This is a genomic window from Oceanibaculum pacificum, from assembly GCF_001618175.1.
GTDB classification, from domain to species: domain Bacteria; phylum Pseudomonadota; class Alphaproteobacteria; order Oceanibaculales; family Oceanibaculaceae; genus Oceanibaculum; species Oceanibaculum pacificum.
In genome coordinates, this window is sequence record NZ_LPXN01000057.1 from 1 (window position 1) to 20357 (window position 20357).

Annotated in this window: 21 protein-coding genes; 7 read left to right on the forward strand and 14 right to left on the reverse strand. The window is 67.1% G+C overall.

Annotated features, from left to right (window positions below):
- Nucleotides 1-118 precede the first annotated feature (118 nt).
- Nucleotides 119-628, forward strand: coding sequence for a MarR family winged helix-turn-helix transcriptional regulator (locus AUP43_RS04380; RefSeq protein ID WP_067553148.1), 510 nt, complete (start codon nucleotides 119-121; stop codon nucleotides 626-628).
- 27 nt (nucleotides 629-655) lie between these two features.
- On the forward strand, nucleotides 656-1780 hold the full coding sequence (locus tag AUP43_RS04385; protein ID WP_067553150.1) for an oxamate carbamoyltransferase subunit AllG family protein: 1125 nt from the start codon (nucleotides 656-658) through the stop codon (nucleotides 1778-1780).
- A 2-nt stretch (nucleotides 1781-1782) separates the two neighbouring features.
- Here the strand turns inward: AUP43_RS04385 and AUP43_RS04390 are convergent, their stop codons facing one another.
- Entirely contained in the window at nucleotides 1783-2142 is a 360-nt protein-coding gene (locus tag AUP43_RS04390; RefSeq protein ID WP_198154824.1) for a Rieske (2Fe-2S) protein, read from the reverse strand.
- Here AUP43_RS04390 and AUP43_RS04395 point away from each other — a divergent pair.
- Nucleotides 2141-2878 (forward strand): phosphoribosyltransferase, encoded by a 738-nt coding sequence (locus tag AUP43_RS04395; RefSeq protein WP_067553154.1) that lies wholly within the window; start codon nucleotides 2141-2143, stop codon nucleotides 2876-2878. The genes AUP43_RS04390 and AUP43_RS04395 overlap by 2 nt on opposite strands.
- Here the strand turns inward: AUP43_RS04395 and AUP43_RS04400 are convergent.
- The 13 genes from AUP43_RS04400 to AUP43_RS04455 form a co-directional block, all read right to left on the reverse strand.
- The gene (locus AUP43_RS04400) at nucleotides 2875-3702 is read right to left on the reverse strand and encodes a phytanoyl-CoA dioxygenase family protein (protein WP_067553156.1); all 828 of its coding nucleotides are present in this window, start codon (nucleotides 3700-3702) and stop codon (nucleotides 2875-2877) included. The genes AUP43_RS04395 and AUP43_RS04400 overlap by 4 nt on opposite strands.
- Before the next feature lie 19 nt (nucleotides 3703-3721).
- The gene (locus AUP43_RS04405) at nucleotides 3722-4924 is read right to left on the reverse strand and encodes an amino acid ABC transporter substrate-binding protein (protein ID WP_067553158.1); all 1203 of its coding nucleotides are present in this window, start codon (nucleotides 4922-4924) and stop codon (nucleotides 3722-3724) included.
- Between the two features lie 226 nt (nucleotides 4925-5150).
- On the reverse strand, nucleotides 5151-5867 hold the full coding sequence (locus AUP43_RS04410; RefSeq protein WP_067553160.1) for an ABC transporter ATP-binding protein: 717 nt from the start codon (nucleotides 5865-5867) through the stop codon (nucleotides 5151-5153).
- A complete protein-coding gene (locus tag AUP43_RS04415) occupies nucleotides 5860-6639 on the reverse strand; it encodes an ABC transporter ATP-binding protein (RefSeq protein WP_067553162.1) in 780 nt (259 codons plus the stop codon). Before AUP43_RS04415 ends, AUP43_RS04410 begins: the two co-directional genes overlap by 8 nt.
- Nucleotides 6636-7601, reverse strand: a complete 966-nt coding sequence (locus AUP43_RS04420; RefSeq protein WP_067553164.1) for a branched-chain amino acid ABC transporter permease — start codon at nucleotides 7599-7601, stop codon at nucleotides 6636-6638. The genes AUP43_RS04415 and AUP43_RS04420 overlap by 4 nt, the downstream gene beginning before the upstream one ends.
- Entirely contained in the window at nucleotides 7601-8461 is an 861-nt protein-coding gene (locus AUP43_RS04425) for a branched-chain amino acid ABC transporter permease (RefSeq protein ID WP_067553166.1), read from the reverse strand. Before AUP43_RS04425 ends, AUP43_RS04420 begins: the two co-directional genes overlap by 1 nt.
- A 103-nt stretch (nucleotides 8462-8564) precedes the next feature.
- Nucleotides 8565-9779: an amino acid ABC transporter substrate-binding protein gene (locus AUP43_RS04430; protein WP_067553168.1), complete on the reverse strand. Its 1215-nt coding sequence runs from the start codon at nucleotides 9777-9779 to the stop codon at nucleotides 8565-8567.
- A gap of 230 nt (nucleotides 9780-10009) precedes the next feature.
- Nucleotides 10010-10237 carry a hypothetical protein gene (locus tag AUP43_RS18920; RefSeq protein ID WP_157089230.1) on the reverse strand — a complete coding sequence of 76 codons (228 nt, stop codon included), beginning with the start codon at nucleotides 10235-10237 and terminating at the stop codon, nucleotides 10010-10012.
- A gap of 78 nt (nucleotides 10238-10315) precedes the next feature.
- On the reverse strand, nucleotides 10316-10843 hold the full coding sequence (locus AUP43_RS04435; protein WP_067553170.1) for an arsenate reductase ArsC: 528 nt from the start codon (nucleotides 10841-10843) through the stop codon (nucleotides 10316-10318).
- Between the two features lie 10 nt (nucleotides 10844-10853).
- On the reverse strand, nucleotides 10854-12074 hold the full coding sequence (gene arsJ / locus AUP43_RS04440) for an organoarsenical effux MFS transporter ArsJ (protein WP_067553172.1): 1221 nt from the start codon (nucleotides 12072-12074) through the stop codon (nucleotides 10854-10856).
- A complete protein-coding gene (locus tag AUP43_RS04445) occupies nucleotides 12071-13096 on the reverse strand; it encodes an ArsJ-associated glyceraldehyde-3-phosphate dehydrogenase (RefSeq protein ID WP_067553173.1) in 1026 nt (341 codons plus the stop codon). Before AUP43_RS04445 ends, arsJ begins: the two co-directional genes overlap by 4 nt.
- Nucleotides 13093-13434: an ArsR/SmtB family transcription factor gene (locus AUP43_RS04450; RefSeq protein WP_067553175.1), complete on the reverse strand. Its 342-nt coding sequence runs from the start codon at nucleotides 13432-13434 to the stop codon at nucleotides 13093-13095. The genes AUP43_RS04445 and AUP43_RS04450 overlap by 4 nt, the downstream gene beginning before the upstream one ends.
- A gap of 90 nt (nucleotides 13435-13524) precedes the next feature.
- Nucleotides 13525-14490, reverse strand: coding sequence for an MBL fold metallo-hydrolase (locus AUP43_RS04455; RefSeq protein ID WP_067553177.1), 966 nt, complete (start codon nucleotides 14488-14490; stop codon nucleotides 13525-13527).
- 244 nt (nucleotides 14491-14734) lie between these two features.
- On the opposite strand from AUP43_RS04455, the gene AUP43_RS04460 reads away from it, so the two are divergent.
- The 4 genes from AUP43_RS04460 to AUP43_RS04475 are packed head-to-tail and all read left to right on the forward strand — an operon-like array spanning nucleotide 14735 to nucleotide 20355.
- Nucleotides 14735-15931 carry an ABC transporter substrate-binding protein gene (locus AUP43_RS04460; RefSeq protein ID WP_067553179.1) on the forward strand — a complete coding sequence of 399 codons (1197 nt, stop codon included), beginning with the start codon at nucleotides 14735-14737 and terminating at the stop codon, nucleotides 15929-15931.
- A 26-nt stretch (nucleotides 15932-15957) separates the two neighbouring features.
- Nucleotides 15958-16830, forward strand: a complete 873-nt coding sequence (locus AUP43_RS04465) for a branched-chain amino acid ABC transporter permease (RefSeq protein ID WP_232314873.1) — start codon at nucleotides 15958-15960, stop codon at nucleotides 16828-16830.
- The gene (locus AUP43_RS04470; RefSeq protein ID WP_084462561.1) at nucleotides 16827-19391 is read left to right on the forward strand and encodes a branched-chain amino acid ABC transporter ATP-binding protein/permease; all 2565 of its coding nucleotides are present in this window, start codon (nucleotides 16827-16829) and stop codon (nucleotides 19389-19391) included. Before AUP43_RS04465 ends, AUP43_RS04470 begins: the two co-directional genes overlap by 4 nt.
- Nucleotides 19360-20355: an isopenicillin N synthase family dioxygenase gene (locus AUP43_RS04475; protein WP_067553181.1), complete on the forward strand. Its 996-nt coding sequence runs from the start codon at nucleotides 19360-19362 to the stop codon at nucleotides 20353-20355. The genes AUP43_RS04470 and AUP43_RS04475 overlap by 32 nt, the downstream gene beginning before the upstream one ends.
- Nucleotides 20356-20357 lie beyond the last annotated feature (2 nt).

Consider the following 20357-nt stretch of genomic DNA (forward strand, 5'->3'; position numbering starts at 1 on the left):
CTGGCCGGGCTGGCGCTGCTGGCCGCCTCGCTGGCCGGCATGGTCAAACGCTTCTTGCGGTCGCGGTGAAGTCGCGCTGATGTTGGACCCGTCATTAACGATAAGAACAGGACAAGACATGTCTGTCGTAAAGGCGGGAAAAACCCAGGATATCGACCAGGACCACACCTGGCGCGGCGGGCCGCTGCAAGGCCGGCCGGGCTTTCTGATCAGGCGGCTGCACCAGATCCACACCGCGCTGTTCACCCAGGAGATCGGCGAGGAGAAGATCACCCCGATCATGTATTCCGTGCTGTCGGCCCTGTCGCAGACCGGGCCGGTGGACCAGACCACGCTGGCCCGGGCGGTGGCCATCGACAAGACCAACATGGCCGACATTCTGGAGCGACTACGCAAGCGCGGGCTGATCCGCCGCCGGGTCGCGCCGAAGGATCGCCGCGTGCGGCTCACCGTGCTGACCGACGAGGGCCGCGCGCTGCTCGACCGCGTCGACGCGAAGGCGGAGCGGGCGCATCTGCGCACCGTGGAGGATCTGCCGCCGGGCGAGCAGGCGCAGCTCGTCGCGCTGATGATGCGCATCATCGACGCCAAGGATTCCCTGCAAGACGGATCGGACGCCGTCGATTGACGTCCCTGTAAGCGAAGAGAGAAGCCTTTGACCGGATCGACGCCCGCCACCCTGCAATCCTACGAACGGCTGCTGGCCGTCGAGCCTGTTCTCAGCCGCATCGCGCCGCTGGGCGCGCTGGTGCCGGGCCTGCCGGAAAAGACGCTGTTTCATGCCGGCCCGCCCTTCGCCGGCCCGCTGCCGGCGCCGATGCGCAACAGCGCCCTTGCGGTGATCCTGCATGAAGGCTGGGCCGATACGCCGGAAGCCGCCGCCAAGGCGCTGTCCTCCGGCGCGGTGAGGCTGTCGCCGGCGCAGGATATTGGCGTGGTCACGCCGCTGGCCTTCATCCTCGGCCCCAGCGTCTATTGCCTGGGGGTGAGCGATGCGAAAACCGGGGCAGTGAAATATTCGCCGCTGAATGACGGCCCGCTGCCGGATTGCCTGCGGCTCGGCACCGGAAGGCCGGCGGGGCTGGCGCTGCTGCGCAGCCTGACGGAGGGCATCGGCGCGGACCTGGCGGCGAATCTGAAGCCCACGCCGCTGCTGCCGGTGCTGGCCAAAGGGCTGGCCGGCGGCGACGATCTGCATGGCAGGGTGATGGCCGCCCAGGCTGAAGTGCGCGGCTTCTTCGGCCCCGGCCTGAAACCGGAGAGCGAGGCCTATCTCACCCAGGCCAACCAGTTCGTGCTGAATGTGATCATGGCGGCGGCCGCGCTGATGATCGGCGCGGGGGCAGGGGTGCCGGGCAGCGGGATGGTGGTGGCCAGCGCCGGCAACGGGGTGCAGCACGGCTACAAGCTGGCGGGCGAGCCGGATCGCTGGATCGTCCGGCCGGCCAACCGCCCGATCGGCGGCCGCATGCCGGGACACGCGGAATCGAAGCCATTGCCGGCCATCGGCGACAGCGCGGTGATCGACGCGCTGGGGCTGGGGGCGGCCTGCCTGCGCTTCGCGCCCGATCTGGCGGGGCTGAAGGATCATGTCGATGCGGCCTATTTCACCGAAGCGGCGCATGACGCCTTCATCGGCCCGCATCCGGCCCTGCCGGGGGTGAAGGTCGGGCTGGATTTGACGCGCCCGCGCGCCTGCCTCGGCGTGATGCTCGGCATGGTGGGGGAGAAAGGCACCGAAGGGCTGATCGGCCGGGGCGTGGCGCCGTGGCCGGAATAGGGCTATTCCAGCGGCGTCAGCGGATCGGGCAGCAGGATGACGCCATCCTCGATGCGGGTGGCGAAGCGCTGCAACGCCGGCAGCCGCCAGCCGGGGCCGCAGGCGCCGTCGGCCAGATTGAACCGGGCCTGGTGATGCGGGCAGTGCAGCCAGCCATCGGCGATGCGGCCGAAACCCAGCCGTGCCGCCTGGTGCGGGCACAGCCCCTGATAGGCCGTCACGGCATCGCCCTGGCGCAGCAGCACCACCAGCCGGCCGCCGGCCAGCGCTTCCCGCGGCTTGCCCGGCGTCAGCGCGTCGAGCCGGGCCACCGCCTGCCAGCCTTCGATCATTCCATCCTCATCGCGCACAGGTAAATCCATGGCCATCCCGCCGGAGCAGGATGATTTCGTCAAGCCGACCACCGGCTTCTGGCAGGAAATTCTGCCGGCGGACGATCCGGCGGGGCAGGCGACGCCGCCCTATCGCTACGGCTATCCCGCGCGCCTGCCGGACGGGCGGTTTCTGGTGCTCCCGCTGCGCCGCCTGCCGGATGGCAGCCGGGCTGTCGCCTCGCTGATCGCCAACCAGGCCAGCTTCACGGTTACCGATGCGCTGGCCGGCTTCATGGCGCGACAGGCGCGCGACGCCGGGGCGGAGCTGGTCGTCGGCGTGCCGACGCTGGGGCTGGTCTTCGCGCCGCTGGTCGCCCGGCTGCTCGGTCATACGCATTACCTGCCGCTGGGGTATTCGCGGAAATTCTGGTATCGCGACGAGCTGTCGGAGCCGGTGCGGTCGATCACCAGCCCGGACCGCGCCAAATCGGTCTTCATCGATCCCAACATGCTGCCGCGCCTGCGCGGCAGGCGCATCGCGCTGGTCGACGATGCGGTGTCCAGCGGCACCACGCTGCTGTCGGTGCTGGAACTGCTTGGCCGGCTGGAATGCGAGGTCGCCGCCGTGATCGTGGCGATGCGCCAGGGCGTGGCCTGGCGCGCCCGGCTGAACGAGCGCAATCCCGCCCTGGCCCCGCTGGTGCGCGGCGCCTTCGCCGCCCCGATCTTCGAGCGGGTAGAGGGCGGCTGGGGGCCGATGCCGGGCACGCTGGATATCGGCTAGACCCGCCCGGCCTTCGCGGCCTGCTGGATTTCCTTGCTCTGATAGCGGCCCCACATATCGGTCAGGAATTGCAGGGTCTTGGGGTCCAGATCGATGCGCGGCACCGGGTCGGCGTCCCAATGGCCGTGTCTGTCCTCGCCGCGCACCAGCAGCGCCGTGCGCCGGCCCAGGGTCGAGGCGACATGCGCGCCGATATAGAAGAAGGCCAGGCCGATGCGCCGGTCGTCGGTGAAATTGCCCAGGCTGCCATGCGCGGTGCGGACATGATGCATGGAGAACTCGCCCGGCTCCAGCTCCAGATAGGCCGCCTTGTCGTCGTCCAGCCCGTGGATGGTCTGGCCGCGCGCCAGCAAATTCTGCGGATCGTAGGTCTCGTCATGCTCGTATTCCGGGCCGAGATGCGAGCCGGGCAGCACCCGCAGGCAGCCATTCGCCTTGTTGCTGGGCGTGAAGGCGACCCAGACGGTAACCGAATCGTTCGGCGTCAGCCCGTAATAGGCGGAATCCTGGTGCCAGGAGACGAATTTGCTGCTCTGCGCCGATTTCGCGAACATGGAGGAGCCGAACAGCAGGATGTCCGGCCCCAGCAGCGATTCCACCGCATCCAGGATTGCCGGATGCCGGGCGAGATCGGTCATCCAGGGCGACACCATATGCGCCTTGATCTTCATGCGGACATTGCAATCCTCGCCCAGCGTTTCCTCGAACGCTTCAATGCGGGCGCGGAACTCCGCCGCATGGGCGGCGGAGATGGCGCGTTTCTTCACGAAATAGCCTTGCGACTGGAAATGCGCGACTTCCGCCGCGGTCAGACTGCCGGTCATGGTCGATTGTCCCTTAGCGTCAATTCAGCTTCATCTCGGCCGAGGCGATGGCGGCCGGGGCCAGCACCACCGGCTTGCCACCCTGAATCTGGATGATCGGCAGGTCGCGATTGTCGTTCAGCCCGTCGGCGCGGAACTTGATCGGGCCGTAGAAAGTCTTGATGTCCAGCTCGGTCAGCGCCTTGCGGACAGCCTCGCGGTCCAGCGTGCCGGCCTTCTCGATGGCCTTCTGCAGGGTGATCAGCGCGGCGGCCGAGGAGGCGTGCACATAATCCGGCTCCTGGCCCGAGGCGGCCAGCACCTCGTCGTAGAACGCCTTGGTCGTGCCGAACACGTCGTCGCCCTCATAGGCGGCGGAATAATGCCACCAGGAGGCGCTGGTGATGTTCTCCGCCAGCGGGCCCAGCGTATCCACGAACTCCTTGTAGGCCGGCCCGGTGATCATGGTGACGATGGGGGCCTTCAGGCCCAGGTCGGACATCTGCTTGGCGACCAGCACCAGGTCGGCGGTGTAGCCGGTGACGTAGATCCAGTCGGGCGCCGCCGACTTCATGCTGGTGATGGCGGTGGCGTGATCCATCGTGCCGACCGGGTACAGCTCGTTATAGACGACGCTGAGGCCGGCCTTCTCCGCGCCCTTTGCCATCAGGCTGGCCATGATCTTGGGAAACACGTCGTCGCGGCCCAGAATGGCGATCTTCTTCACATCCGGCTTGGCCTTGCGGAACACGTCCAGCATGCCGTCGATCAGCCCGCTGGAGGGGGCGAGGGTGCCGAACAGGAAGCGGAAGCCCTGATCGTGCACCGGCTCCGACGAGGCGACGGCGACGATCGGCACGCCATAGCGCTCGGCCACGGCGGCGGTGATCTTGGTGTGGCCGGAGCCGAAGGGGGCGGTCAGGAAATCCACCTTGTCGTCGGTGATCAGCTTCTCGGCCAGCTGGCCGGCGCGCTTGCCGTCGGTCTGGTAGTCGTAGGTCACCAGCTCCACCGGCAGCTTGCGGTCGCCGACCTGGATGCCGCCGACCGCGTTGATCCGCTTCAGCCACAGATCGTAGGCCAGCTTCTGCTTGGCGCCCTCGGACGCCAGCGCGCCGGTGAGCGCCAGGGGCGAGCCGATGCGGATGGCATCGGCCGCCTGCGCCGCACCGGCAAGGCCGGCGAACAGGCCGAGGGCAAGTGCGGCGGAGCGAAGGAGCCTGCGGGATTTCTGCTGTTGCATGTTCGTGCCTTTCCCTGTTTGACCGCGCCCGGGCAACGGCGCGGGCGGCCGCGTTTTCCCCTGGCGGCCGGATTGGAAAGAGCAGCAATCCGCATGCCAGTTTATCGGGCTTCGGCAAATAGTCGTAAATGCAACAGTTATAGCCTCTATGAATGCAAATGGGGTGCCGAGGCACCCCATGCGCGCCGATTAATTCGGCGTCATTCGCTCATGGATTAGGCAATCCTCAAATGCCCATATAGGCTTCGCGGATGCGGGCGTTCTGGCCGAGATCGGCGGTGGTGCCGGCCATCGAGACGCGGCCTGTCTCGATGACGAAGGCATGGCGGGCGATGTCGAAGGCGGTCATCACATCCTGCTCGACCAGCAGGATGGTCAGGCCGGTCTTGTTGATCTCGATCAGCGCGTCGCCCAGCTTCTCCACCAGGCGTGGGGCGAGACCCAGCGACAGCTCGTCGATCATCAGCAGCTTCGGGCGCGACAGCAGGCCGCGGCCGATGGCGCACATCTGCTGCTCGCCGCCGGACAGGGTGGTGGCGTCCTGCCGCCGCCTTTCCTTCAGGATCGGGAACAGGTCGTAGACGAAATTCAGGTCGGATTCGATCTCCGGCGTGTCGCGGCGCAGATAGGCGCCCAGCAGCAGATTATCGTGCACCGACAGGCCCTTGAACAGGCGGCGGCCCTCCGGCACATGGGCGATGCCGCGCGTCAGGATGGCATCGGGCGCAAGGCCGCCAATCTCCTCCCCCGCCAGCTTGATGCTGCCGGCCCGGGGCTTCAACAGGCCGCTGATGGTGCGCAGCAGGGTGGTCTTGCCGGCCCCGTTGGAGCCGACGATGCAGGTGATGCCGCCATGCTCCACCGCGACCGAGATGTCCCACAGCACCTGCACGTCGCCATAGCCGGATTGCAGCGACTGGATGGTCAGAAAAGCCTCAGACATGGCTGGTCGCTCCCTGGCTCGTGCTGGCAGCCGTACCGAAGCGGGCGGCGAATTTAGCCCCCAGATAGGCCTCGATGACGCGCGGATCGTTGACCACGGCGGTGGGGTCGCCCTGCGCGATCAATTCGCCATGATGCAGCACCAGGATGCGCTGCGAGACCGAGAGCACGACCTTCATCAGATGCTCGATGATGACGATGGTGATGCCGCGCGCCGCGATCTTGCGAATGAGGTCGAGCGCGCCGTCGATCTCGGCGGCGTTCAGCCCGGCATTCACCTCGTCCAGCAGCAGCACCTTGGGCTTCATCGCCAGGCTCTTGGCCAGCTCCAGCCGCTTTCGGTTGGGCAGGCTGAGCAGGGCGGCCGGCGTGTCGGCGACAGGGCCGAGACCGACGAAATCAAGCTCCTGCCGGGCGGCGTCCAGCGCCGCGCCCATCGCCGCGTGGCCGCCGCCGAACAGCGAGCCGGCGGCGACATTCTCCAGCACCGTCATGGCCGGGAAGGGCTGGACGATCTGGAAGGTGCGGGCGAGGCCGCGCCGGGCCGCCTGGAACGGCTTCTGCCGGCTGACATCCTGCCCGGCGAAGATCACCTTGCCGCCGGTCAGCTTGTGCACGCCGGTGATCAGATTGACCAGCGTGGTCTTGCCGGCGCCGTTCGGGCCGATCAGCCCGACAATCTCGCCCTCGCTCAGAGTGAAGGAGACGTCGTTGACGGCGCGGATGCCGCCGAACGCCTTGCTGACGTTCTCCAGGCGCAGTATCTCGGTCATGCTGCCTCCACCCGGTCAGCAGGGGATTTGCGACGGAACAGCCGGCGGTAATCCAGCTTCAGGATGCCGCTGGGCAGGAAGAAGATCAGGAACACAATGATGCCGCCCAGGATGGCGCGGTTCCATTCCAGGAAATTGGCCCAGAAGAACTCCTCCAGCAGCACGAACAGCCCGGCCCCGACGATCGGCCCGAACACCGTGCCCGCCCCGCCCAGCAGCACCATCACCGGCACCTTCACCGTGAGCAGGATGGAGAAGCTGTCGGTCGGGTCGATATAGCCGACCCAGGAGGCGTAGACCGCGCCCACCGTGCCGCAGAACAGCGCGGACAGGGCATAGCCGAGGATCTTGTAGCGCGTGGTGTCGATACCGACCATGTCGGCCGCGTCCTCGTTCTGGTTGATGCAGCGCAGCCCGAAGCCAAGGCGCGAGCGGTCGACCAGCAGCGTGGCGATGAAGGCCAGCAGCATGATCCCCAGCATGACGTACAGCACCGTCGACGCCACCCGGTCCGGCCCGCCCGAGAGCAGCGGCACGTTCAGCCCGTCGCCGCCGCCGGTCAGGCTGCCCCAGGAGGAGATGACGAGGCGCACCACCTCGACGATGGCGATGGAGCCGATGGCGAAATAATGCCCCTTCAGGCGCAGGATGATCGTCCCCAGCGCCGCGGCGAAGGCGGTGACGAATAGCGTCGCCAGCAGCCAGGCCAGCACCAGCGGCACGCCGTGGCGCTGCGACAGCGCGCCGACATAGCAGCCCAGCCCGAAGAAGGCAGCGGTGGAGAAGGAGGGATAGCCGGCGAAGCCGCCGATGAAGTTCCAGGACAGCGCCAGCGCCGAATACATCGCCACCGTGATGGCGACGCGCACGGTGTAATTATCCGCGATGAACGGGGTGACGGCCAGCAGCGCGAACCAGCCGGCCAGGGCTGCGTAGCGCAGCGGACGGGAGAGTGTCGGCATTATTCGTACCCCTTCACGCCGATCAGGCCGGTCGGCTTCACCACCAGCAGCACCAGCATCAGCACGAAACCCAGCGTGATGGCGTGCTGCGGGCCGATCAGGAAGCCGGCGAAGCTTTCGATAACGCCCAGCGCGATGCCGCCGACCAGCGCCCCGGGCACGCTGCCCAGCCCGCCGATGACGCAGATCACGAAGGCCTTGCCCAGGAAGGTGCCGGTCAGATTCGTAGTCACCGGGAACACCATGGCGAACACGGCGCCTGCCGCACCCGCCATCAGCGCGCCGATGCCGAAGGTGATGGCGTAGATATTGTTCACCCGGATGCCCATCAGGGCCGCCGCCTGGCGGTCCATGCGCACCGCGACGATGGCCCGCCCGATGGTCGAGCCGCGCATCACCAGATAGAGCAGCCCGGTCAGGAAGAAGGCCAGGCCCATGCCCAGCACCCGGTCCATCGGCATCACCACGCCCAATATGTCGGCGCTGCCCATGTCCAGCGTCACCCGGCGCGGCGTGGCGGTGAAATACACGGTCATAAGGTTGTAGAGGATCATGTCCAGGCCGAAGGTCAGCGTCAGCGTGGTCAGCACCGGCGAGGTCACGACCTTGTTGATGAACAGATATTGCAGCGCATAGCCCAGCGCATAGAGCAGCAGGGCCACCGCCGGCAGCGCCAGGATCGGGTCGACGCCCAGATGGAACCAGGCGAAGAAGGTGAGATAACCGCCCAGGATGATGAAGGAGCCATGCAGCATGTTGATCACGTTCAACACGCCCCAGACGAGCGAGAAGCCGACGGCGATGCAGGCGTAGAGCGCGCCCAGCACGATGCCGTTGACGAGGATTTGCAGAAGGTCCACGGCCGATACCCTTTCGCGACCCGTAGCGGATGAGGCGGAAGCGGGGGAGGGAACAGGCGGTTCTCTCCCCCGGCCGCTCGGTCAGTCGTCAGTCAGGCGTGGCTTACTTGATCAGCTTCATCTCGGCATTGGCGATGCTGGCCGGATACAGCACCTTGATGTCCTTGCCCTGCACCTGGATGATCGGCATGTCGCGGCCGAGATTCATGTGGTTCGGGCCGAACTTGATCGGGCCGTAGAAGGTCAGCATGTCGGTGGCTTCCAGCGCGTCGCGCACCTTGGCCTTGTCGGTGCCGCCGGCCTTCTGCACCGCGTTCACCAGCACATCGGCCGCCGCCGCGCAGGAGGCGTGAACATAGTCCGGGTCGGATTTGAAGGCGGCGGTGAAATCCTTGTAGAAGGCTTCCGTTGACGGCCACACCCCGGCGGCGCCGGTATAGGCCGTGGCATGGTGCCACCAGGTGGAGCTGGTGACGCCATCGGCCAGGTCGCCAAGCCCGTCGGTGAACTCCCGGTAGGCCGGGCCGGTCACCATGGTGACGATCGGCGCCTTCACGCCCAGATCGTTCAGCTGTTTGCGGCCCAGGATCAGATCCTGGGTGTAGCCGGTCATGTAGATCCAGTCCGCGCCGGTCGACTTGATCGCCGAGATGGCGGCGGAATGGTCCATCGTGCCGACGGCGTACAGCTCATTATAGACCACCTCGATGCCCGCCGCCTTGGCGGAGGTCGCCATGGAGGTCGCCATCGATTTCGGGAACACGTCGTCGCGGCCGTAGATCGCGACCTTCTTCAGAGTCGGCAGCTTCTCCTTGTACAGGGCGGCCATCGCGTCGGTCATGCCGCTGTTCGGGGCCAGCGTGCCGAACAGGTATTTGAAGCTCTGGTCATACACCGATTCGGAGGAGGCGACGCAGGCCAGCAGCGGCACCTGGTAGCGCTCGGTCACGGCGGCGATGATCTTGGTGTGGCCGGAGCCGAAGGGGGCGGTCAGGAAATCCACCTTGTCGTCGGTGATCAGCTTCTCGGCCAGCTGGCCGGCGCGCTTGCCATCGGTCTGGTAGTCGTACTTGATGATCTCGACCTTCATGGTCTTGTCGCCGACCTTCACCCCGCCGGCGGCGTTCAGCTTGTCGAGCCAGAGCTGCCAGACCGCCTCCTGCTTCTTGCCTTCGTCGGCCAGGCCGCCGGTCAGCGCCAGCGGCGCGCCGATGCGCAGCACGTCAGCCGCGAAAGCGGCATGCGGCAAGGCGGCCGCCGCGACGAAGGCGATAGCGGCTGCCGTCGTGACGGCGGTTTTCGTGGATGGTTTGAACATATCGCGACCCCCAGTTCTGCCATGAATGTTGCGCGCGGCCGTGAAGCCGATGCGCCGTCGCCTCTCTTCGACGGTGCGGAGCAGCCATGCACCGCAAGCCCCATGCCAAAAGCCGTAAGGCCAATAGTTTCAACTACAACTATTGTGTCGGGGAGCATGTGCCGGGGGAAATTGATCAGGCTTTGAGCGCAAATGAGCCCGGTCTGATGAAAAACCGTGCAGGGGCGTGGTCATTCATCGGTCCGGCGCGGCTTGCCGGGCGGACGGGAGGGCGATTGTGGCCCAGGGCTCGGGGCGGTCGAGCGTTCGGCGAGTAATCGCTCGACCCGGCGCGCCAGGGCAAGCAGTTCCGGCGGCGTATCGTCGGGCACTGGGTAGAGCCGGCGAAGCCGCAGCATAAGCGCGGCATCGTCGGGTGGGTCACCGGTCGTCGGAATCCTGCGCTTGTTCATCATCATGGGAAGCCTCCATAGGGACTTCGAACCTGATGATTGAACGCTGTCGGCGGATAAATCCGTCGCGGGCGCGAAGTATTGTCAGGCGACGTCCGGGTCGATGCGGGACGCGCCTTCCATCGTGCCGATATGGCGTAGCCGGGTCTGCAACGACAACCGGTCGATGGACGCCAGCGGCAGGCTGAGGAAGGCGGAAATCCGGTTCTTCATATAGCGGGTGGCCTGTGAGAAGGCGCGCGCCTGGGCCTCTTCGCCCTCTACAGCCGCCGGATCCTCGATGCCCCATACGGCGGTCATTGGGGTGCCGGGCCAAACGGGGCATGTCTCGCCCGCCGCCCGGTCGCACACGGTGAAGACGAAATCCATGCGCGGCGCGTCCGGGGCGGCGAACACATCCCAGCTTTTCGAATGGAGCGGCGCCGTCTCGTAGCCCAGCGATTCCAGCGTCTCCAGCGCGCGCGGATGTACGAAGCCCTTCGGATGGCTGCCGGCGGAAAAGGCGCGGAACCGGCCTTTGCCGTCGACGTTCAGGATGGCCTCGGCCAGGATCGAGCGTGCCGAATTGCCGGTGCACAGGAACAGGACATTGTAGGGACGCTCGGAAGTCATGGTTTCCTCCTCAGGTCGAGACGGTTCTGGGTAATCGCAGCGACAGCAGCCAGCTAAAGCCGACCAGAAGGGCGGCGATCAGCAGGCAACCGGCGATGCCGTGCGCCTGATAGGCCAGGCCGGAGAGCAGCGTGCCGAGCAGCCGGCCACCGGCATTGGCCATGTAGTAGAAGCCGACATCCAGGGCCACGCGCTCGGCATCGGCATAGGCCAGGATCAGGTAGGAATGCAGCGCGGAGTTGATGGCGAAGACCAGCCCGAACAGCCCGAGCCCGAGGATGATCGCCAGGTCCGGCGCCAGCATATCCGGGCGGGTCAGCAGGAAGGCCAGGCCGGCCGGCAGCAGCGCCAGGATGAAGGCCCACAGCCGCGCCGCGCCGACCTCGCTGGAGGTGCCGTCCACCGACCGGCGGACCAGCGCCGGGGCGGCGGCCTGCACCGCGCCATAGCCGATGATCCACAGCGCCAGGAAGCCGCCGACCTGCTCGAAGCTCCAGCCCAGCACGTCGTACAGGAACACCGGCACGCCGACCACGAACCAGGTGTCGCGCGCGCCGAACAGGAAGAAGCGCGCCGCCGAAAGCCGGTTCACCGCCGCGCTTTTGGCCAAGAGCGCGCCGATGCCCGGCTTACTTTTCATCCGGCCGAGATCGCCGGTCAGGAAGATCAGCGTCGCCAGCAGCACCAGCCCCAGCCCGCCGGCCATGATCCACAGCGCGCTCTCGAAGCCGAATGCCGCCAAGAGCGCGCCGCCGATGAAGAAGCCGACGCCCTTCAGCGCGTTCTTCGAGCCGGTCAGCAGCGCCACCCAGCGGAACAGCCGCCCGGATTGCCCGCTGGGCACCACCAGCTTGATGGCGCTCTTCGCGCTCATCTTGGTCAAATCCTTGGCTACCCCGGCCAGCCCCTGCGCCGCGACCACATAGGCGACCGACCAGGCCAGCGGCCAGGCGGGATCGAGCAGCGCCAGCATGCCCAGCGCTGCGATCTGCAAGGCCAGACCCAGATGCAGCGTCAGCTTCAGCCCGAAACGCGCGCCGACCCAGCCGCCGGCCAGGTTGGTCGCCATGCCGGCCAACTCGTACAGCAGGAACAGCAGTGCCAGCTCGAACGGCGTATAGCCCAGCGTGTGGAAATGCAGCAGCACCAGCATCCGCAGCGCGCCATCGGTCAGGGTAAAGCCCCAATAGCCGGCGGTGACGATGGCGTAGCGGCGGATATCGGCACTCATGACGGCAGCGCCGCGGCGACCTTGGCCGCCAGCTCGACCAGGCGGTGAGTATAGCCCATCTCATTGTCGTACCAGGCGTATATCTTTACCTGGGTGCCGTTCACCACCATGGTCGAGGGCGCGTCGACAATGGCGGAGCGTGTGTCGTTCAGATAGTCGGCGGACACCAGCGGCCGTTCCTCATAGCCCAGAATGCCGGCCAGCGGCCCCTCGGCCGCGGCTTTCAACAGCGCGTTGACCTCGGCCGCGTCGGTCGGACGCTCGACCTCGAACACCGCATCGGTCAGCGAGGCGTTCAGTAGCGGCACGCGCACGGCAAGGCCGTTCAGCCGGCCTTGCAGCTCCGGGAAGATCGCTCCGATGGCGGTGGCCGAGCCGGTCGAGGTCGGGATCAGGGAATTCAGCGCGGAGCGGGCGCGCCGCAAATCCTTGTGCGGCGCATCGACGATGGTCTGGGTGTTGGTGACATCGTGAATCGTGGTGATGCTGCCGTGCCGGATGCCGATGGCTTCATGAATCACCTTCACCAGCGGGGCGAGGCAATTGGTGGTGCAGGACGCCGCCGTTAGCAAATGGTGGCGCTGTGGTTCATACAGATGGTCGTTCACGCCCATCACGATGTTCAGCGCGCCTTGCTTTACCGGGGCGGCGACGAGGATCTTGCGCACCCCCATCTCGTAATACGGGGCCAGCGCATCGGTGGTGCGGAACTTGCCGGTCGCTTCCAGCACAATATCGACGCCACGCCGCTGCCAGGGCGCATCGCCCGGCGTTATCGCGTTGCTGTAGCCGATGCGCCGGCCGTCGACCAGCAACCCCTCGGCATCGCCCGCCACCGGCACCGGCCAGCGGCCATGCACGCTGTCGAATTCCAGCAGGTGCGCGGCCGTGGCGCTGTCGCCCTTGGCCTCGTTCACATGCACGACGGCAAGATCGCCCAGCGTCGCGGCGCGCTCCGTCAGCGCGCGCAGGGCCAGCCGGCCGATGCGGCCGAAGCCGTTAATGCCAATGCGGACGGTCATGCGCGGCTTCCCTTGGTGGCGGGCAGGCAGGAGATTGGCGCGCAGAGCTCGGGCCTGCCCTGGCAGCAATCCTCGGCCAGGAAGGACAGCAGGTCGCGCATGCCGTCATAGTCGGCGGCGTAGAAAATCGACCGTCCATCGCGCCGCGCGGTGATCAGGCCGGCGCGGTCCAGCTCCTTCAGGTGGAAGGAAAGCGTGGCCGGGGAGACGCCCAGCGTCTCCGCGATCAGCCCGGCGGCCAGCCCATCCTCGCCCGCCGGCACCAGCAGGCGATAGATCGCCAGCCGGGTTTCCTGGGCCAGCGCGGTCAGTCGTTGAATGGCGATTATCGTTTCCATATTTTGAGAATAGCAAAAATATCGAAACGAGTCATGAAAAAAGAGGGGCCGGCGCATGGCCGGCCCCTGCCTTGGAGATAATGGCGCGCGTCAGCAGCCGGAAACGCAGCTCGCCTTGCCATCGAAGGCCATGGTGCGGCCGGAGAGCGGCAGATGCACCGGCACCGTCACCGCCTTGGCGAACACGTCGGTGCGCGAGCCGGGCCGCACCACGCCCTTCTCGGTCGCCGGCTCGTTCACATGCGACGGGATGACAGCCTTCGGCTTGATCAGCTCGTTCACCACATAGGCCGCCTCGGTCGGGCCGGTGGTGAAGGTGTCGCCGATATTCATCACCACCAGCGCTGCCTTGTACTGCTCGCCGACAACCACCTTCTGCTCGGCGGTGACGCCGGTGTCGCCCGACAGATAGGCCACCAGCCCGTTGCTGAAGGTCAGCACATAACCGGTCGGCGGTCCGGCATAAGCGGTCAGGCCGGCCTTCTCCAGCATCTCGGCGAACGGACCGCCGATCATGCCCGGCGCGATGCCGTTGGAATGCGCGGCCGGCACTGTGGTGATGGTCACCCCGCCCACCTTGCGCGACGCGCCGAAGCGCACGAGCAGGGAATCCTCCGGCTTGCCGCCCACTTCCTTCAGCTTGCTGGCGAAGTAGGAGGGCATTTCGCTGCCGGTGACGATCTTCGAGCCCTTCGCCACCGCGATGTTCACCGAGGCGGTGTTCGGCAGGGCGACGACGGAGATGTCCGGCTTGCCGCAGGCCCCGGCATTGACGGCCGAGGTGTGCCGGTCGCCGACATGATCGCCATGCATGTGGCTGACCAGCACGGCGTCGATCTTGCCGAGGCGCGGGTCGCTTGCCCCGGCGACGGTGCGTCCGGCATCGTACAGGATGCGCGTGCCGTCCGGATCCTCAAACACCATCGCCCGGTCGAAAGCGCAGAATTCGCCGTCATGGCTGCCCAGCGGCGTCACCTTCACGGTATTCGCCTGGGCCGCCAGCGGCAGGCTCACGGCGCTCAAAAGCATGGCGCAGAATGCATATTTCACGGTCATCACAGCCCCCTCCCAAAATCATGGCGGTGCGTTTCTTTCGGAAACGATCATACGTGAAATAGGCCGGTTTTGCCGCAGACAATCGGCAGGCGTTTCTGCCTTTGAATTAATCATCGGCCACCCTTTTGGGCAGCGCTTTTCCCCGCAGCCGCGGCAGGGCCGGCGCTTTGCGGCTGAAATATCCCGGTATGGGCTCTTGGCATGCGAATTGCCCCTGAGGGGTTTTCCGCATCAGGAGGGGACAATGGGTTTCGCACCGACATCATCTCGCCGGCAGCTGTTCCGCAGCGCCGCCCTGGGTGGCCTGGCACTGGCCGCCATCGCCGCCTTCCAGCCGGTCCAGGCGCAGGACACGGTGAAGCTGGGGCTGGTCGCCGCCCTCTCCGGCACCTCGGCCGTGTCGGGCGAGGCGATCACCCGCGGCCTCACCATCGCGATGGAGGAGATCAACGCCGCCGGCGGCATTCTCGGCGGCAAGAAGATCGCGCTGATCCGCCGCGACGACGAATCCAACCCCGGCAAGGGCGTGGCGGCGGCGCGCGAGCTGATCTTCTCCGAGAAGGTCGCCGCCTTCTTCGGCGGCATCGACACGCCGGTCTCCTTCGCCATCGTGCCGCTGGCCAACCAGCAGAAGGTGCCCTTCATGGGCGTCTGGGCGGCCGGCACCGGCATCACCCGCAACAAGGCGGAGCCGAATTACGTGTTCCGCGTCTCGGCGATGGACGTGCTGGTCGACAAGGCGCTGATCGCCCACGCCAAGGCTAAATTCTCGGCCGATCAGGTCGGCCTCATGCTGATCAACAACCCCTGGGGCGAATCGAACCAGGTCGGTCTGACGGCGGCGGCCGAGGAGCAGGGGGTGAAGATCGTCGGCATCGAGAAGTTCGAGGCCAGCGACGTCGACATGGTGGCGCAGCTGACCCGGCTGAAGCAGGCTGGCGCCAAGTCGCTGATCCTGGTGTCCAACGCCGCCCCGGCGGCGCAGATGATCAAGTCGATGGACCGCATGGGCTGGGACGTGCCGGTGGTGTCGCACTGGGGCATCTCCGGCGGGCGCTTCACCGAGCTGGCCGGCCCGACGGCGGAGAAGGTGCACTTCATCCAGACCTACAGCTTCTTCGGCGAACAGAGCCCGACCGGCAAGAAGGTGCTGGACGCGCTGATGGCGAAATATAGCGACGTGAAGGGCCCGGGCGACGTGATCGCGCCGGTCGGCACCGCCAACGCCTACGACGCCATGCATCTGCTGGCCAAGGCCATCGACAAGGCCGGCTCCACCGATGGCGACGCCATCCGCAAGGCGCTGGAATCGCTGGGCAGCCACCAGGGGCTGATCAAGACCTACAACCCGGCCTTCACCGCGACCGAGCACGATGCGCTGAACGAGAAGGACTATGTGATGGTCCGCTTCAAGGGCGACCAGATCGTTCCCATCGATTGATCCCGGCGTAACCGGAAGGACCGGCCGTGCTGCTGTTCTCCAGCCTGATCTCGGGCCTGGCCATCGGCTCCATGTATGGGCTGCTGGCGCTGGGCTATCACGTCACCTGGGCGGTGTCGCGGACGGTGAATTTCGCGCTGGGCAGCAGCATGATGCTGGGCGCGGTTTTCTGCTACTCGCTGGCGGTCACCTTCGGCTGGCCGATCCTGCTGGCGGTGCCGGCGTCGCTGGTGCTGTGCGTGCTGTATGGGCTGCTGGTGGAGCGTGTCGCGGTGCGGCCGTTCCGCCAGCGCAATTCCGACGCCTGGCTGATGGCCACGGTGGCGGCCGGCATCCTGGTCGATAATATCGTGCTGTTCACCTTCGGCAAGGAGCCGCGCGGCATGCCGTCGGCGCTGGCCGAGGCGCCGCTGATGATCTTCGGCGCCGGCGTCATGCCGCTGCAACTCGTCATCCCGGCGGTCGGCATCGGCATCGCGCTCGCCTTCTGGGCGGCCAGCAAATATACCGGCTATGGCAAGGCGATGCTGGCGGTGGTGCAGAATGCGCGGGCAGCGCAGCTCATGGGCATCAGCGTGCCGGCGGTGATTATGTTCTCCTACGGGCTGTCGGCCCTGCTGGCCGGGGTGGCGGGCATTCTGATCGCGCCGCTCTACACCGTCTCCTCCACCATGGGCTTCCTGTTCGGGGTGAAGGCCTTCGCGGTCGCCATCCTGGGCGGCATGGACAATCCCTGGGGCGTGGTGGCGGCCGGGCTGATCTTCGGCGTCATCGAGGCGATGGTGATCGCGCTGTTCGGCTCCAGCTACACCTACATCCTCACTTTCGGGCTGGTGATCGGCCTGCTGGTGCTGCGCCCGCACGGGCTGTTCGGCCGCGCCGGGGTGAACAAGGTATGAGGGCGTCGAAACCCCTGGGCCTGCTCGCCGCCGGGCTGGGATGGCCGCTGGCCGTGGCGCTCAGCGCCTATAGCGACGGCTACCAGGCTTATGTGATCGGGCTGATCGGCCTCACTACCATCGTCGCGGTCGGGCTGAACGTCCTGATGGGGCTGGCCGGGCAGATCTCCATCGGTCAGATCGCCTTCTACGCCATCGGCGCCTATGCGGTCGGCATATTGACGGCGATGGAGTACGGCCTGCCCTTCGGCCTTGCCGTGCCGCTCGGCGCGCTGCTGGCGGGCGGCGCGGGGCTGCTGCTGGCGCTGCCGGCGATGCGGCTCAGCGGACCTTACCTCGCCATGGTCACCATCGCCTTCGCCTTCGTGGTCGAGCATAGCCTGATCGAGGCGCGCGGCCTGACCGGCGGGGCCAACGGGCTGCTCGGCACGCCGCCGATCCTGCCTGTCGTCGGCATGGCGACGCCGCAGCACCTTGCGGTGCTGATCGTCACGCTGACGGCGCTGTCGCTGCTGGGTTTCTGGGCGCTGAAGGCCAGCCGCTGGGGCCTCGCCATGCAGGCGGTCAGCGGCTCCGAGGTGGCGGCCGCCTCGCTCGGCCTGAACCCGCTGTGGGTGAAGACGGTCGCCTTCGGGCTGGCGGCGGGGTTCGCGGGGATGGCCGGCGGCTTCTTCACGCCGATGGCCGGCTTCATCAGCCCGGAATCCTTTCCGCTGCTGACCTCCATCATCTTCGTTCTGGTGGTGATGATCGGCGGCACCGGCACGGTGCTGGGGCCGCTGGCAGGCTCGCTGATCGTGGTGTTGATCCCGGAGATGCTGTCCAACCTGGCGGAATACCGTCTGCTGCTGGTCGGCTTCCTGCTGCTGGTCGTGCTGCTGATCGCCCCCGGCGGCGTGGTGGGGGAGCTGGGACGGCTGTTCCGCCGCGTCCAACCCGCCGCGCCGGTGAACGCCACCGCCCTCGACCTGGCCGCGTTTCTCGCCGGCGAGCCGGGCGGCGGGTTGAAGATACGCGGTCTCACCGTCGCCTTCGGCGGGGTAAAGGCGGTAACCGACGTGTCCTTCGAGGCCAGGCCGGGCCAGGTGACCAGCCTGATCGGGCCGAACGGGGCGGGCAAGACCACGGCGCTGAACCTGATCTGCGGTTTCTATGTGCCCAATGCCGGGCAGGTGATGCTGGGCGGGCGCAATGTCGCCGGCTGGCGCAACCACCGCATCGCCCGGCAGCGGCTGGCCCGCACCTTCCAGACCACCCAGCTTTTCGGCAATCTGTCAGTTTTGGACAATCTGCTGATCGCCTTTCCGCGCGGCGCGCTGGGTCTGCCCTTCCTGCCGCTGCGGCTGACGCCCAGCGGCAGCCGCCAGATAGCGGAAGCCTGGGCGCTGCTGGCCTATGTCGGCTATCGCGGCCGGCTGGATGTGGCGACACAGGATCTGCCGCATGTCGACCGGAGGCTGGTGGAGATCGCCCGCGCGCTGGCGATGAAGCCGGACATGCTGCTGCTCGACGAACCGGCCGCCGGCCTCAGCCATGCCGACACCCGCAAGGTCGGCCAGCTGATCCGGCAGATCGCCGATGCCGGGGTGACGGTGCTGATCGTCGAGCATGACATGGATCTGGTCATGGGCATTTCCGATCACGTCGTGGTGCTGGACGCCGGACAGGTGATCGCCGCCGGCCCGCCCGCCGCGATCGAGCGCGATCCGCGCGTGCAGCAGGCTTACCTGGGCACCGGGGCGACGGTCGATCTGGGCCGGCTGAGCGCCTGGCGGGCGGATCGCGACGCGCTGCTGAACGTGGCGAAGCTGACCGCCGGCTACGGCGCCGCCCCGGTGATCGAGGATATCTCCTTCGCCGTCCATAGCGGCGAGATGGTCGCCATTCTGGGGGCGAACGGCGCCGGCAAGACGACGCTGATGGCCGCCCTGTCGGGCCTGCTGCCCGCCAGCGGCGGCACGGTGGAATTCCTGGGCGACAGCCTGGCCGGCGCGGGAGCGGCGGAGATCGCCCGGAAAGGGCTGATCCTGGTGCCGGAGGGCCGGCAGGTATTCCCCGAGCTGACGGTGATGGACAATCTGGCGCTGGGCGCCTTCGCGCGCCGCGCCCGGCCCGACGCGGCGGAGCTGGAGGCGATCCTGGACCGGTTCCCGCGCCTGCGCGAGCGCGCCGGCAGCCGCGCCGGCCTGCTGTCCGGCGGCGAACAGCAGATGCTGGCGATCGGTCGCGGGCTGATGGCCCGGCCGCGTATCTTGCTGCTGGACGAGCCGTCGCTGGGCCTAGCGCCCAATCTGGTCGAACGGCTCTATCGCGATTTGGCGACGCTGCGCGACGAGGGCATGACGATCCTGCTGGTCGACCAGATGGCGGCCATGGCGCTGACCGTCGTCGACCGTGCGCTGGTGCTGGAGAATGGCCGCATCGTGAAGGCCGGCAGCGCCGAGGAACTGCGTAACGACCCCACCCTGGCCGAGGCCTATCTGGGCGGCGGCCGCGACCGTGACCCTTCCCCCCAACCGGAGAGCGCGCATGCAGCCGCTGTTGCAGGTACCCGTCATTGACATCGCTCCGTTCCGCACCGGCGGAGCGGCGGAGAAGCGTAAGGTGACCCAATTGGTCGACCAGGCCTGCACGGATATCGGCTTCCTGGTGATTTCCGGCCATGGCGTGCCGCAGGCGCTGATCGACGAGATCGACGCGGTCTCCCGGCTGTTCTTCGATCTGCCGGTGGCGGAGAAGCTGGCGGTAAAGCGCCCGGCGCCGGACGTGACGCGCGGCTACATCCCGCTGGAGGCCGAAAGCGTGGCGCGCAGCCGGGGCGAGGAAAACGCGCCGGGCGATCTGAACGAATCGCTGATGATCGGCCCGGTCGACGTGACCGACGCGCCCTATTACACGGCCGAGGCCGCGGGCCGGCATTTCCACCCCAACCTCTGGCCGGCCCAGCCGGCCGGGCTGCGCGATGTCTATACCCGCTATTACCGCGCCATGTCCGACCTGGCGGTGGTGCTGATGCGCATCTTCGCGCTGGCGCTGGACATGCCGGAACGCTTCTTCGACGACAAGGTGGACCGGCATATCAGCCGCCTGCGGGTGCGCAATTACCCAGCACCCGAGACCCTGCCGAAGCCGGGGCAGCTGCGCGTCGGCGCGCATTCGGACTATGGCAGCCTGACCATCCTGAAGACCGAGGCCAATCCCGGCGGGCTGCAAGTGATTAACAAGGCCGGCGCGTGGGTCGACGTGCCCATCGTGCCCAGCACCTTCGTGATCAATCTGGGGGAGCTGATGGCCCGCTGGACCAACGACCGCTGGGTCTCCACCCTGCACCGGGTGATCAACCCGCCGATGGACAAGGCGGCCGGCAGCCGGCGGCAATCCATCGTGTTCTTCCACAACCCGAATTACGATGCGGAGATTCGCTGTATCGACTCCTGTGTCGCGGATGGCGTGGCGGCGAAATACCCAGTCACCACCTCGGGCGACCATCTGCGCAACCAGTTCGTGCGCACCCAGGCGATGTAGCC